The organism is Desulfosalsimonas sp. (assembly GCF_055149105.1).
Genome location: NZ_JBSRLA010000011.1, coordinates 1 through 13,538 on the forward strand (window position 1 = coordinate 1; position 13,538 = coordinate 13,538).

At 54.6% G+C, this 13,538-nt stretch carries 13 protein-coding genes; 6 read left to right on the top strand and 7 right to left on the bottom strand.

Annotated elements, in window-relative coordinates:
• Positions 1-507: 507 nt before the first annotated feature.
• The 5 genes from ACTCIA_RS04020 to uvrA all read left to right on the top strand — a co-directional run bounded on the left by ACTCIA_RS04020 (position 508) and on the right by uvrA (position 8,850).
• Positions 508-1,797, top strand: a complete 1,290-nt coding sequence (locus ACTCIA_RS04020) for an MFS transporter (RefSeq protein WP_463000517.1) — start codon at positions 508-510, stop codon at positions 1,795-1,797.
• 19 nt (positions 1,798-1,816) lie between these two features.
• Positions 1,817-3,058 carry a NupC/NupG family nucleoside CNT transporter gene (locus ACTCIA_RS04025; protein WP_463000518.1) on the top strand — a complete coding sequence of 414 codons (1,242 nt, stop codon included), beginning with the start codon at positions 1,817-1,819 and terminating at the stop codon, positions 3,056-3,058.
• 325 nt (positions 3,059-3,383) lie between these two features.
• The gene (locus ACTCIA_RS04030) at positions 3,384-4,883 is read left to right on the top strand and encodes a radical SAM protein (RefSeq protein ID WP_463000519.1); all 1,500 of its coding nucleotides are present in this window, start codon (positions 3,384-3,386) and stop codon (positions 4,881-4,883) included.
• A gap of 105 nt (positions 4,884-4,988) precedes the next feature.
• Positions 4,989-6,005 carry a 4-hydroxythreonine-4-phosphate dehydrogenase PdxA gene (gene pdxA / locus ACTCIA_RS04035; RefSeq protein ID WP_463000520.1) on the top strand — a complete coding sequence of 339 codons (1,017 nt, stop codon included), beginning with the start codon at positions 4,989-4,991 and terminating at the stop codon, positions 6,003-6,005.
• Positions 6,006-6,027: 22 nt separating this feature from the next.
• Complete coding sequence (uvrA, locus tag ACTCIA_RS04040; RefSeq protein ID WP_463000584.1) at positions 6,028-8,850, top strand: excinuclease ABC subunit UvrA; 2,823 nt, start codon at positions 6,028-6,030, stop codon at positions 8,848-8,850.
• A gap of 85 nt (positions 8,851-8,935) precedes the next feature.
• Here uvrA and atpE read toward each other — a convergent pair whose 3' ends face one another.
• From atpE to ACTCIA_RS04070, 6 genes are all read right to left on the bottom strand, one after another.
• Positions 8,936-9,217, bottom strand: a complete 282-nt coding sequence (gene atpE, locus ACTCIA_RS04045) for an ATP synthase F0 subunit C (protein WP_410268720.1) — start codon at positions 9,215-9,217, stop codon at positions 8,936-8,938.
• Positions 9,218-9,297: 80 nt separating this feature from the next.
• The gene (atpB, locus tag ACTCIA_RS04050; protein WP_463000521.1) at positions 9,298-9,987 is read right to left on the bottom strand and encodes a F0F1 ATP synthase subunit A; all 690 of its coding nucleotides are present in this window, start codon (positions 9,985-9,987) and stop codon (positions 9,298-9,300) included.
• A gap of 1 nt (position 9,988) precedes the next feature.
• On the bottom strand, positions 9,989-10,375 hold the full coding sequence (locus tag ACTCIA_RS04055) for an ATP synthase subunit I (protein WP_463000522.1): 387 nt from the start codon (positions 10,373-10,375) through the stop codon (positions 9,989-9,991).
• An 8-nt stretch (positions 10,376-10,383) separates the two neighbouring features.
• Positions 10,384-10,602: an AtpZ/AtpI family protein gene (locus ACTCIA_RS04060; protein ID WP_463000523.1), complete on the bottom strand. Its 219-nt coding sequence runs from the start codon at positions 10,600-10,602 to the stop codon at positions 10,384-10,386.
• 128 nt (positions 10,603-10,730) lie between these two features.
• Positions 10,731-12,419, bottom strand: a complete 1,689-nt coding sequence (gene ettA / locus ACTCIA_RS04065) for an energy-dependent translational throttle protein EttA (protein ID WP_463000524.1) — start codon at positions 12,417-12,419, stop codon at positions 10,731-10,733.
• 108 nt (positions 12,420-12,527) lie between these two features.
• Complete coding sequence (locus ACTCIA_RS04070) at positions 12,528-12,845, bottom strand: YhbY family RNA-binding protein (RefSeq protein WP_463000525.1); 318 nt, start codon at positions 12,843-12,845, stop codon at positions 12,528-12,530.
• A gap of 130 nt (positions 12,846-12,975) precedes the next feature.
• Here ACTCIA_RS04070 and ACTCIA_RS04075 point away from each other — a divergent pair, with 130 nt between their 5' ends.
• Positions 12,976-13,230 carry a hypothetical protein gene (locus ACTCIA_RS04075; RefSeq protein ID WP_463000526.1) on the top strand — a complete coding sequence of 85 codons (255 nt, stop codon included), beginning with the start codon at positions 12,976-12,978 and terminating at the stop codon, positions 13,228-13,230.
• Positions 13,231-13,244: 14 nt separating this feature from the next.
• On the opposite strand, the gene ACTCIA_RS04080 is transcribed toward ACTCIA_RS04075, so the two are convergent.
• Complete coding sequence (locus tag ACTCIA_RS04080) at positions 13,245-13,523, bottom strand: hypothetical protein (protein WP_463000527.1); 279 nt, start codon at positions 13,521-13,523, stop codon at positions 13,245-13,247.
• Between the last annotated feature and the right edge of the window lie 15 nt (positions 13,524-13,538).

Consider the following 13,538-nt stretch of genomic DNA (forward strand, 5'->3'; position numbering starts at 1 on the left):
AATATCTGCGTTACGCGCAATTTCTCAGAATTTCACGTACGGATAACTACGCTGCATTCTTCGAAATTGCGCAAGCCTTGATCTTGAACTTTTTACGGCGCCATCTGAAATCAGACTTTTTACGGTGTCATCAAGTTTAATGGCACCGGAAACGTTTAATATCTGCGTTGCGCGCAATTTCTCAGAAATTCACGTACGGTTAACTTTTTTTCCGTGCCCGGGCCGTCGGCTGTCAAGGGCGACCACCGGTTTCCAGGGAAAGGTCATTGCAAATTCAAGGATAAATCCCAGAGGGGCCAGCACAAACACCGCAGGCAGCCGGATGAGATAAAAATGCAGGGTTGTGCGCAATTGTCTTGTTTTGGATTTCTTTGTTGTCATAAACCGATTATAAACAGGTTGATACCCTCATGTCCAGCCTGAAGTGGACACGTCTGACCCGGATCTGCCCGGCGCTGCCGGATTCATTGCACGTGTGTTTCACGTAACCGCCCGGAGATGCAGGAAATGCAGATTCGGCCGTCTTTTTCAATATTCTGGGGTATCGGCTCTTTTCAGGCCCTGGCCATGTTCCGCAGGGGCCTTTTTTACTCCTACCTGTCGATTTACCTTCGCTATTACCTGGATCTTTCCGTTACAGAAACCACCCTTTTTGCAACCCTTCCCATGCTGGCCAATATCATCGCCCAGACCTTTTTTTGGGGCCGGCTTTCAGACCGGCTTCAGCTCAGGCGCACCCTGATTTTATGGGGGGAATTTTCAGGCGCCGTGGGCACCGTGCTGATCTGGGCCGCCCACGTGATGGCGGCATCGCCGTATCAGGCGGGCTACGTGATTATTCTGGGTCTGGCCGTGGTGGAGATGTTCTGGTCAATGAGCAATATCGGCTGGAGCGCACTGATATCGGATTTGTACCCGGAACAAAAGCGAAACGAGGTTCAGGGCAGACTGGCCAGTGTGGGCGGCCTGGGCCGGCTGCTGGGGATCTGGATCGGCGGCCAGCTCTATGACGGTCTGGGCGCGATGTACGAAGGCTGGGGCTTTGAATCCGGGGTGCTTTTTTTCGTGGCCGCAGCCGTAATGTTAATTGCCATGGTGCCGGTTTTGTTTCTGCCCGAAGGGGGGACAAGCCGGCATCCGCCTGCGGATCCGGACTGTGGTCCAATGTGTGCGGCCGATTCTTTGCGCCTGTATATCATTTTTCTCATTGCCATGACCCTGATCAATTTCGGCCGCAACTGCGTGACCATCATTCAGTCCCAGTATCTTTTCCTGGAATCCGGCTTTGCTGTTTCCAGTGAAATGCTCAGCCATATTGTCAATACCGAGTCTGCGGCCATTGTGCTGCTGGGTGTTTTTTCCGGCCACATCGGAAGGCGGATCGGAAACGGGCGGGCGGTGTGCGCAGGGGCCCTGGCTGCCATTGCATATCTGTTGATTTTTGCATTTGCCGATCAGCTGTGGTTGATTTTTGCCGCCAGTTTCCTGCGTGGGGCAGGGGAGGTGATTATTCTGGCGGCTTCCTATGCCATGGCCTCCATTTTAATCCCGCCGGAGCAGCGGGGGCGGTGGTTTGGATATTTTAATGCCACCCTGTTTCTGTCCTGGGGAGTGGCCGGCACCCTGATTGCCGGACCGGTGGTGGATATCATGGAGTTTATGGGGTTTGCATCGGTGATGGCCTACCGGGCCGCGTATCTGTCGGCTTTGCTCATGAGCGGGGCCGGACTCGGCATTCAGCTGGTGCTGGTATTTGTGTTGATGCCCAGGGCCGGCATCCGCAAAGCCGTGCTCTGATCACGGCGAAAGGACAAACATGGTTCTAAGAAGCATCGGGGGATTTTTTTTGTTTGTGGCCATTGCCTGGCTGCTGAGTGAAAACCGGCGCCGGTTTCCCGTGCGCACCGTGGCCGCCGGCCTGGGGCTGCAGGTGCTTCTGGCCGTGGCCCTGCTGAAATTTCCGTATTGTGCGCGGATTTTTGCCTGGTTAAACCGGGCGGTGTTGGCCTTGCAGGAGGCAACCATGGACGGCACCGGATTTGTTTTCGGATACCTTGCCGGCGAAAATCCGCCTTTTGCGGTCACAGACCCGCAGGCCACATTTATCCTGGCCTTCCAGGCCCTGCCCCTGGTGCTGGTGATCAGCGCCCTGTCTGCCCTGCTTTTTTACTGGGGCATTCTTCAGGCAATTGTCCGGGGGTTTTCCCGTATTTTTGAAAAAACCATGCAGCTAGGGGGCGCTGAAAGCCTGGGGGTTTCGGCCAATATTTTCGTTGGCATGGTGGAGTCGCCGCTTTTGATTCGGCCATACGTGGCCAAATTGACCCGAAGCGAGCTGTTTGCTGTGATGGTCTCGGGCATGGCCACCATCGCCGGGACCATGATGGTGGTATATGCCAGCATTCTTTCTGACCTGGTGCCCAATGTCATGGGCCACATCCTGACGGCTTCCATCATCAGTGCGCCTGCGGCCATTGTGATTGCAAAAATCATGGTGCCGGAAACCGGTGAAATCACCGGGGCCGGTCTCACACAGCCAACCAAAGCCTGCGGCGCCATGGATGCGTTAAGCCGCGGGACCCTGCAGGGCATGGAACTGCTGTTAAACATTATTGCCATGATCATAGTTCTGGTGGCCATGGTCAGCCTGATCAACACGGGTCTGGGCCTGTTTCCCGGCGTTGCGGGCCAGCCCCTGACCCTGCAGCGGATTTTCGGCTGGCTGTTTTCCCCCCTGGTCTGGATGATGGGCATTCCCTGGGCTGAAGTCCAGGCGGCCGGTGCTTTGCTGGGAACCAAGACCGTGCTCAACGAGATGATCGCCTATGTGGACATGACCCGGACGGCACCGGAAGTTTTAAGCCCCAAAAGCATTTTGATCATGTCATATGCCCTGTGCGGGTTTGCCAATCCCGGCAGTCTGGGTATTATGATCGGCGGGCTCGGCGGCATGGCCCCGGAGCGCCGCCATGAAATTGCTTCCCTGGGGCTGCGCTCCATTATTGCCGGCACCCTGGCCACCTGCATGACCGGTGCAGTGGCCGGATTTCTGGTGTAAACCGGAGGGCATTGCCGTCAGAGAACCGGACTTTGGCATGGGGCGGAAGCAATTGACAAATCATGAAAACTGTTTATTTTGAATATAAATCACAAGTTACTCAGCAGAAGTCATCCTCGCCGGCGCGGTTCTTTCCGATCAGACGTTTCAATCGGCGCAGATCTACCTTCGCAGTGCAAGCGGATCTTGTACACAGCACCTTCATATTCGCTTTGGTGTTCTATATCCTTTTGGGGATACGCAAATATTGATGGTACCGTGAAGAGTCTGATTTCAGATGGTGCCATCAATATTGGATTTATAACCCCAACCATTGGAGGTGACCATGGCTATACATCTGAAAGGATGGCGTGACATGATGCCCCGCAGAACCCTGGCGGAAAAGGCACTGGGCCAGGCGCTGAAATATCTGGGCGATGATCCGGATAAAAACGCCGGGTATGTGCTAAAGGCGGTGGATCATATTGCAAGCGGTGAAAAACAGGAAATGATACGCCAGTGGTTTCACCACTGGATGCGGGAAAACGGCCCGGGCCGGCAGTTCTTGAAGCGGGTGGTGGATAACACCCATCCCCGGGTACGCCAGCGGTACGTGGCCCGAATGGTGGCCAGCATGTTTTTCCGTGATCCCGAAGCACCCCGGCGCGCCCGGAAACAATTCGGCATCCAGCCCCCGCCCACCATGCTCATATCCCCGACCATGCGCTGCAATTACCGCTGCCAGGGATGCTATGCCGGCAGCTATGAGCGAAAAGATGACATGGACCCGGAAACCTTTGACAGGGTCCTGAGCCAAGCAGAGGAAATGGGCATTAATTTTTTTACCATCCTGGGCGGAGAACCCTTTATCTATCCCCATTTGCTCGAAGTCATAGAAAAGCATGACAAGTCTTTTTATCAGGTTTATACCAATGCCTCGCTGATTGATGAAAAAACAGCGGACAAGCTTGTGGAGCTCGGCAACGTGGCTCCCCAGATCAGTATCAATGGTCCGGCTGAAATCACTGATGCGGTTCGGGGCAAGGGTTCCTTTGACAAGTGCATCCGGGCCATGGATCTGCTTCGGCAGACCGGGTGCGCCTTTGGGTTTTCTTCCCTGGTGACCCGCCGGAATATGGATGTCATCTGCTCGGATCAATGGATCGATTTTCTGGTGGGAAAAGGGGCCTTGTACGGGTGGATGTTTTTGTTTATGCCCGTGGGAAATGATCCGGATATGAGCCTGATGCCCACGCCTGAACAGCGAAACCAGATGCGGAGGTTTCAGCAGTATGTCCGGGACAGCAAGCCGGTGCTGCTGGTGGATTTCTGGAATGACGGTGTGCTGTCGGGCGGATGCATTGCCGGCGGACGGCTCTATTTCCATGTCAATCACCGCGGCGATGTGGAGCCGTGCATTTTCTGTCATTTTGCAACAGACAATATCCATGAAAAAAGCCTCAAAGAGGCGCTCAATTCCTCATTTTTTCGTTCCATCCGATCAGAGCAGCCCTTTTGCTACAACACCCTGCGGCCATGTCCCATGATTGACCATCCCCAGACCATGTGGCGCATTATTCGGGAAAACAATGCAAAGCCCACCCATGAAGGGGCGGAAGTCATGTTTACCCGTCTGGCTCCGGAAATGGCCCAATACGCCAGGGGCGTGCAGCAGGTAATGGACCGGGCCTGGCAGGAGGAAGGCTATAAAGATTGGGCTGCCAGGTGGATGCAGCATTGCGGCCTGGCACCCGAAAACATTGAGCGCCGCCGCAGGGAGTTTGAGCAAAACCGCCAGCGGGCCGATGAAAGCGAAATCGTCCATGCAAGGGTCCGGTCCAATTAGTTGCAGCGGTTCCATGGCTTTGCCTGTTGTGATGCTCCGGGGTTTTTGTTATATTGTTTTTTTTGGCCCGATTCCTGAAACAATTCAAAAACCCCGGAGGTCTGGATGGAAGGTGATCAGCGGCCCCTGATCGGTATCACCATGGGTGATCCCGTGGGCGTGGGACCGGAAATTCTTTGCATGGCCCTGGATTACACGGAAATATATGATTCCGCACGTCCGGTGGTGATCGGCGATCCTGAGATCATGAACATGGCTGCAGGCATTGCCCGCACCGGGCTTAAAATCCGGGCCGTGGATGATTTGCAAACCGCTGTTTACGAACCCGGAGTTATCAATCTGTTTCCGGCATCCGGGCTTTGCGGTGATGCGCACAAATGGGGGGAGCCTTCTGCGGAAACCGGCCGGGCCATGATCGGCTATATTGAATCCGGCATCGATATGGCCAAAAGCGGCCAGATCGATGCCCTGGTCACATGCCCCATCAACAAGGCGGCCATGAAGCTGGCCGGGGGGACATATCCCGGTCATACCGAGATGTTGGCACAGCGAACGGCCGCCCGGGAATATGCCATGATGATGGCCGGCAGTCGTCTTCGTGTGGTGCTGGTCACCATTCACAAGGCCCTGCGGGAAGTGCCGGCTGCACTGGATGAAAACCGGATTGCCACCGTGATTCGGCTGACCCACCAGGCCCTTGGGTCCCGGTTCGGCATTGCCGGGCCCAGGATTGCCGTATGCGGCTTAAACCCCCATGCCGGTGAAGCGGAAATGTTTGGCCATGAAGAAGCCCGTGTGATCCGGCCGGCCACTGCCGCTGCGGCCTCACAAGGGATTTTGGCCACGGGACCGCATCCGGCTGATACAGTGTTTTATCAATCTGTTAACGGTGCATATGACGCTGTGGTGTGCATGTACCATGACCAGGGCCTGATTCCTTTTAAGATGGTGCATTTCCACGACGGGGTCAATACCACCCTGGGGTTGCCCATTATCCGGACTTCCGTGGATCACGGCACTGCCTATGACATCGCCGGAAAAGGCATTGCCGATCCGGGCAGCCTCATGGCAGCCATTGAAATGGCCGCTGATCATGCCCGCAGAATCAAGCATCCGGCCTGAAGCCAGCTTGCCAGCCATGCCCATCTCATCTGATTACATCATTATTCGGGGCGCGCGCCAGCATAACCTCAAAGACATTGATCTGGATCTGCCCAGAAACCGCCTTGTGGTGATTACCGGGCTGTCTGGCTCGGGCAAGTCCACCCTGGCTTTTGATACCCTGTATGCCGAGGGCCAGCGCAGGTACGTGGAATCTTTGTCCACTTACGCCAGGCAGTTTCTGGAGCGGATGGAAAAGCCGGATGTGGACCATATTGAAGGGCTTTCGCCGGCCATTGCAATCGAGCAGAAAAGCGGCGGCCACAACCCGCGCTCCACCGTGGGCACGGTTACCGAGATATATGATTATCTCCGGCTGCTGTTTGCCAGGGCAGGCACCCCTCACTGCCACAAATGCGGCCGGCCCATTTCCTTTCAGACCATTGACGAGATGGTCGACCGGGTCATGGCCATGCAGCCGGGCACCCGGATTCTGATCCTGGCCCCCCTGGTGGCCGCTCAGAAAGGCACCCATGAAAAACTGCTGGCCTGGCTCAGGCGGGAAGGCTTTGCCCGGGTGCGTGTTGACGGGCAGGTCCGGGAACTCGACGGATTGGCCAAACTGGATCAGAAACGAAAACACACCATTGAGGTGGTGGTGGACCGGCTGGTGGTCAAGGACAACATGAAAAACCGCCTGGCCGATTCCCTGGAGCTGGCTTTGTCCCACTCCGAGGGCACCGCTGCAGTGGATGCTGTGGATGACAAGGACGCCGGTCCCATTGTGTTTTCGGAGACCGCGGCCTGTATGCAATGCGGGATCAGCTATCCCGAGCTGACCCCGGCGAGCTTTTCCTTTAATTCCCCCCAGGGCGCGTGTCCCAAATGTGACGGGCTGGGCACCACCATGGAGTTTGATCCGGATCTGGTTGTGGCTGATCCGGAATTGTCCATCCGCGAAGGGGCCATCCGGCCCTGGGCCAATCGCAGTTCCGTGCATTTTGCCGAATTCATCGAAGCCCTGACCTGCCATTACGGCGCAGACATTTACCGCCCCTACCGCGAACTGCCGGAACAGTTCAGGCATGTGCTTCTCTACGGCTCAGGTGATGAGGAGATTCCGTTTTCCATGAGCCGGGGAAATCGCAGGATGGATTTTACCCGGCCCTTTGAAGGGGTGATTCCCAATTTGCAGCGCCGGTATGTGGAGACCGATTCCAGCGCGGCCAGAGAAGAGATAAAGCAATACATGAATTTTAAGCCGTGCCCGGAATGCGGGGGCACGCGCTTAAACCCGGTGAGCCGTTCCGTGCGCGTGGCCCGGGTGACCCTTCCTGAAATTTCAGGTTTTTCGGTTGAGCAGGCATACGCTTTTTTCCGGGACCTGAAGCTTGAAGGCAAGAATGCGAAAATCGCAGACCGGATTATCCGGGAAATCACAGACCGGATGGCGTTTTTGCAAAACGTCGGCTTGTCCTACCTGACCCTGGACAGGGCCGCAGCGACCCTGTCCGGGGGAGAGGCCCAGCGTATCCGTCTGGCCACTCAGATCGGCTCCAAGCTCACGGGCGTGCTTTACGTGCTTGATGAACCCAGCATTGGCCTGCACCAGCGAGATAATCTCCGGCTGCTGACCACCCTGAAGCAGATGCGGGATCTGGGCAATACTGTCCTGGTGGTGGAGCATGACGAGGAAACCATCCGGTCAGCGGATTTTGTGGTGGATATGGGCCCGGAGGCCGGGGTCAAAGGCGGGCACCTGGTGTTTGCCGGCCCGCCGGATCAGCTGGAGGCCTCGGAAACTTCCCTGACCGGTCAGTATCTGGCCGGCAAAAGACAAATTAAAACCCCCGAATCAAGGCGACCGGCCACGGGTGCCGGCTTTGTGATCCGCGGGGCGGCGCAGAACAATCTCAAAAACATTGACGCGCGTTTTCCCCTGGGCTGTTTTGTGTGTGTGACCGGTGTTTCCGGATCCGGCAAATCCACCCTGGTCCTCGAAACCCTGTACCGGATACTGGCCCGGCGACTGCACCGCTCGGGCGTTCCTCCGGGCACGCATGCGGCTGCCGAGGGTTTTGAGCACATTGACAAGGTCATCAATATCAATCAATCGCCCATCGGCCGTACGCCCCGGTCCAACCCGGGGACCTATACAGGAGTGTTTACCTTTATCCGGGAGCTGTTTGCCAAGACACCCGAAGCCCGGATGCGGGGCTATAAGGCCGGACGGTTTTCCTTTAACATCAAGGGCGGCCGGTGTGAGGCATGCAGCGGAGACGGCATCATCAAGATCGAGATGCATTTTCTGCCCGATATCTTCGTGCCCTGTGATGTATGTCATGGCCGGCGTTACAATCGCGAGACCCTGGAAGTCAAGTACAAGGGCTTCAATATTGCAGAAGTGCTGGATATGACGGTCAATCAGGCCATGGCCTTTTTCTCCAGTATCGGTCATATCCGATCCAGACTCCAGACCCTTGTGGACGTGGGCCTGGGCTATATCCGCCTGGGCCAGCCGGCCACAACTCTTTCCGGCGGGGAGGCCCAGCGCGTGAAACTTTCCCGGGAACTGGCCCGCCGGGATACCGGCCGTACCTTCTACATTCTCGACGAGCCCACCACCGGGCTTCACATGGAGGATATCAAAAAGTTGCTGGGCGTGTTAAATCAGCTGGTGGAGGCGGGCAACACGGTTGTGGTCATCGAGCACAATCTGGATGTGATCCGGTATGCCGATCACATCATTGACCTGGGGCCCGAAGGCGGAGATGCAGGGGGATTTGTGATCGCAGAGGGTACGCCCGAGGATGTGGCAATTGTTTCCGATTCTCATACCGGTGTGTTTTTGCGGCAGGTGCTGTAAATTTTTTTGGGTTTTGATACAAAAGGCCTTTTACCAAGCAATTGCCGGGTAAAAGGCCTTTTGTATTTCAAACAAGATCAGGGGTTTATGCGCCAAGCAGCTTGGTAACGGTACCTGCCATGGGGGTTGCATAAATAATGATCAGTGACACCACCAATGCATAAATACAAAGGGATTCGATAAGTGCCAGACCAATAAGAAGGGTTACGGTAACTTTACCAGAGGATTCTGGGTTCCGCGCGATTCCCTCCACTGCGGATCTCAGACCGATACCCTGGGCGATGCCGCAGCCGAATGCCGCAATCGCGATGGCAAAACCGGCTACTGTTACACAAGCGGTAAAAAACTTTAGAGCTTCAATTTCCATTTACAAACCTCCCTTGATATAAGTTGATGTTGCGGCTTCTTCCAAAAACCGTATATATAACCCCGCATAATATTATTTTTTTAATGGGCCTCGTCCATGGCCAGAGTGAAATACATAACCGCCAGCAGATAGAAGATAAAGGCCTGCACAAAAGAGACAAACACTCCCAAGGCCATTATGGGCAGGGGCGCAAAAAAGGCACCGGCTAACATAAAAAGGATACCGAGCACAAGTTCTTTTCCCATTATGTTTCCAAACAGTCGGAAAGATAGGGATAAAACACGCGCAAGATGGCCTATGATCTCAATGGGCAGGATAATTGGAATCATCCACCAGACAGGGCCGAGGAAATGCTTGATGTAATGAACGCCGTGCATTTTGATTCCAACATAGTGGGTAAAGAAAAATACCGGTATGGCGCACGACAGGGTGGTGTTCAGATCAGCAGTTGGGGAAAAACATCCCGGTACAAGGCCGGCAAGGTTGGCAAAGAAGATGTAGAGAAAAATGGTTGCCACAAACGGGAAAAACCGGCGTCCTTCTTCACCGGCCATACTAACGGTGAATTCCTCAAGGCCGGAAATAATCATTTCAAATACATTCTGGACCTTGCCCGGTATCATGCTGATATGCTTAGCGCCAAGAGCGCCGACGATGATTAGCAGCACCATTACAGCCCAGCTGTATACCACATGGGGATATTCATGCGCAAAATGCCCCAAACCGATCAGCTCAAACAGCTTTACGAAAAATAGGTATGGATGTTCCACTTCAGACCGCCTCCTTGTATATAAGTTTTATAAATTCCCGGATGGTGCCGAGCATTATGCTTGCCACAACAATCGAAAGGCCGAGAACCAAGCCAAGTGGTTCAACATATCCGCCTGCAATCAGCAGAAAGATGATAAAGCAGGTCAGGATAAACCGGATATAGTACTTAAGCAGAACTACGTTGTGAGAGGCAAGATGCGGCGGGGTCAGAGAGCGTTTCAGGTTTCTGTACAGCAGATGAAAATTAAGTGTCACAATCAGGCCGCCGGCAGCGATGCCCAGGGCAAAATGCAGCTGAGTAGCGGCAAATCCGACTATACTGGCGGCTGCAAGCAGGCACCAGTTCGTCCGCATGATGAATTTGAGCAGACGCTGTTGTATGACCATCTAAATCCTCAATTTTTGCTGCTGCGTTTGATCACCTTGTAAATATTATTGAAACCGGCAATGATGCCGAAAAAAAGGAAAATAAACATGAATACCGGCGTGGTGTCAAACAATCTGTCGATTCCCAGGCCGATAAATAACCCGATAAATATTGCAAGTGCAATGGAAAATCCAAGGCCGCTATAGTAAGCAAGGTCCCTGAAAGCACTTTGTTTCTGTTTCTTCATTTTGCATTGCCATCAACGGGCCGGCACACTTACCAGCTTGATAAAGGTAAAATTTCTAACACAGCTAAAAATACCAGTCAATAAAAAACGCGAATTCAATTTTGCAGCCAGGCGGTATCCAAACATTTCTACTGCCGGCTCAGGCGCCGATACTTGATTCGGTGGGGCCTTTCCGCCGCTTCGCCCAGACGCTTTTTGCGGTCCTGCTCGTAGTCGGCATAATTGCCCTCCACCCATATCACCTGACTGTCGCCCTCAAAGGCAAGGATATGGGTGGCGATCCGGTCGAGAAACCACCGGTCATGGCTGATGACCACCGCGCATCCGGCAAAGTTTTCCAGGGCTGTTTCCAGGGCGCGCATGGTGTTGACATCAAGGTCGTTGGTGGGCTCGTCAAGCAAAATCATATTTGCCCCCTGCTTGAGCATCCGGGCCATGTGCACCCGGTTGCGCTCACCACCGGAAAGCATCCCGACTTTTTTCTGCTGGTCAGCGCCGGAAAAATTGAATTTGGATACATAGGCCCTGGACTTGACCTCCACGCTGCCGAGCCGGATGATGTCCTCGCCGTCGGATACGGCCTCCCACACGGTTTTTTCCGGATCCAGGCTGGCGCGGCTTTGCTCCACATAGGCCAGGCGCACGGTATCACCGATGCGCAGGGTGCCGGTATCCGGCTGCTCTTTGCCGGTGATCATTTGAAACAGGGTGGTCTTGCCAGCCCCGTTTGGGCCCACAACGCCAACAATGCCGCCCGGCGGCAGGTGAAAGGACATGTTTTCAAACAAAAGCCGGTCGCCGTAGCCCTTGGAAACGCTGTCTGCCTCCACCACCACCTTGCCCAGGCGGGGGCCGGGCGGGATGTAGATCTGCATTTCTTTTGCCCGGTCTGCAGACTGCTCGTTTAACAGCTGTTCGTAGGCATTGATCCGCGCCTTGGACTTGCTCTGCCGGGCCTTTGGAGACATGCGGATCCAATCCAGTTCCCGCTCCAGTGTTTTCTGGCGCTGGGACTCGGCCTTTTCCTCCTGGCGGAGCCGTTCCTGCTTCTGCTCCAGCCATGAGGTGTAGTTGCCCTTCCAGGGAATGCCACGGCCCCGGTCCAGTTCCAGGATCCAGCCGGCCACGTTGTCGAGGAAATACCGGTCATGGGTGACTGCAATAATGGTGCCTTCGTATTGCTGCAGATGCCGTTCCAGCCAGGCGACGGTTTCCGCATCCAGATGGTTGGTGGGTTCGTCGAGCAGCAGGATGTCGGGTTTTTCCAGCAGAATCCGGCACAGGGCCACCCTGCGGCGTTCTCCGCCGGAAAGGATTTTTACCGGTGTGTCGCCCTCAGGGCAGCGCAGGGCGTCCATGGCCATCTCCAGACGCGCGTCAATGTCCCAGGCATCGGCGGCATCGAGTTTTTCCTGAACATCTGCCTGGCGGCCGATCAGCTTGTCCATTGCCTCATCGCTCATGGGCTCGGCAAACTGTTCATTGATCCGGTTGTATTCGTCCATCAGTTCCATGGTGCCGGCAACCGCTTCCTCCACAACCTGGCGCACGGTTTTTTCGTCATCCAGAACCGGTTCCTGTTCCAGGAAGCCCACAGTGTAGCCCGGGCTCATGGCCATTTCGCCGTTGTACTGGGTGTCTGCTCCGGCCATGATGCGAAGCAGGGTGCTTTTGCCCGCTCCGTTTAATCCAAGCACCCCGATTTTGGCGCCGTAGAAATACGACAGGGAAATGTCTTCAATAATTGGTTTTTTATGGTGATACTTGCTCACGCGGTTCATTGAGCAGATAATTTTGTCTGGCTGCTGCCGGCTCATGAAAAAATCCTTTCTGTTGCCCGGTATATAAAGATGATGGGTTTGTGACCTGTAAAATAACCTTTTGGCAGATTCGGTGTGGGTAAACACCGGGTTTTTTGCTTTTCATTATTTGGCGCGATCCGGCAGCCGGATTTTTTGTTTTTCCGGCTCCGGGTGCTGGCGGAAAAATATGGCCATGTGCCCGATCATCCCCACCAGTTCCGATCCGGTCTGTTCGCTGATGGTTTGGGCAATGGCCTGCTTTTGTTGTTTATCCTTGAAATCCAGAAATTTGACCTTGATGAGCTCATGGGTGTCAATGGCATCGGCAACCGCCTCGATCACCGACGGGGACAGGCCTTTCTGGCCGATGAACACCACCGGCTTGATGTCATGGGCCCGCCCCCTGAGCCAGGTTTTCTGAAATCCCTTGAGTGCCTGCAATTTGCCTCCTTTTGGCCGCATCGCAAACTTGCGGTTTGCAATATTTAATGATATCGGTTTCGGCATATCTATAGCCGAAGTTCGTGTTTCGGATCAACCGCAATGTAGAAACTGCAAAGGAAAACAGGTTTTGCCCAAACACCCGGTTACCCCCGCATATGTGATTTTTTATATTCTGTTTCTGCCCGATTCATGGCGCATTCTCATGGGAATCGGCCTGGGCGCTTTGCTGGGCCCGCATCTGATAGAACCGGACATGGATACCGCCGGCCGGGCCATGATGTTTGTGATGCTTGCGGTCATCGGTTACGCCGTATCCGGGGCGCCGGCAAAATGGATCACCACAGGGCTGAAGAAATGGATCCTGGGTCCGGGAGGCCGGTAATACGGGTTTTGCATTTATCCGGCGCCGGGTTTGTGCCGGAGTTTTGTTCTTACTTTTTTTTCCAGGTCATCTATGATCTGGCGCAGCACACTGCGTTCAATCACTTGTCCGGAATCGTTCCAGCCGGCTTGTAACGCCTGCTTTCTTTTGTTTTTAAAAGCCTCGACAGTGTCCACCGCATCGGCCCAGGCATAAAGTTTCTGGACAATATGGCGCTCCACGGCGGTCAGATCATGCTGAGTGTCAATTTTGCGGCCTGTTGACAGGGTGATGTGCATCTGGTTTTCCTGCATATATTCATCTTTGCA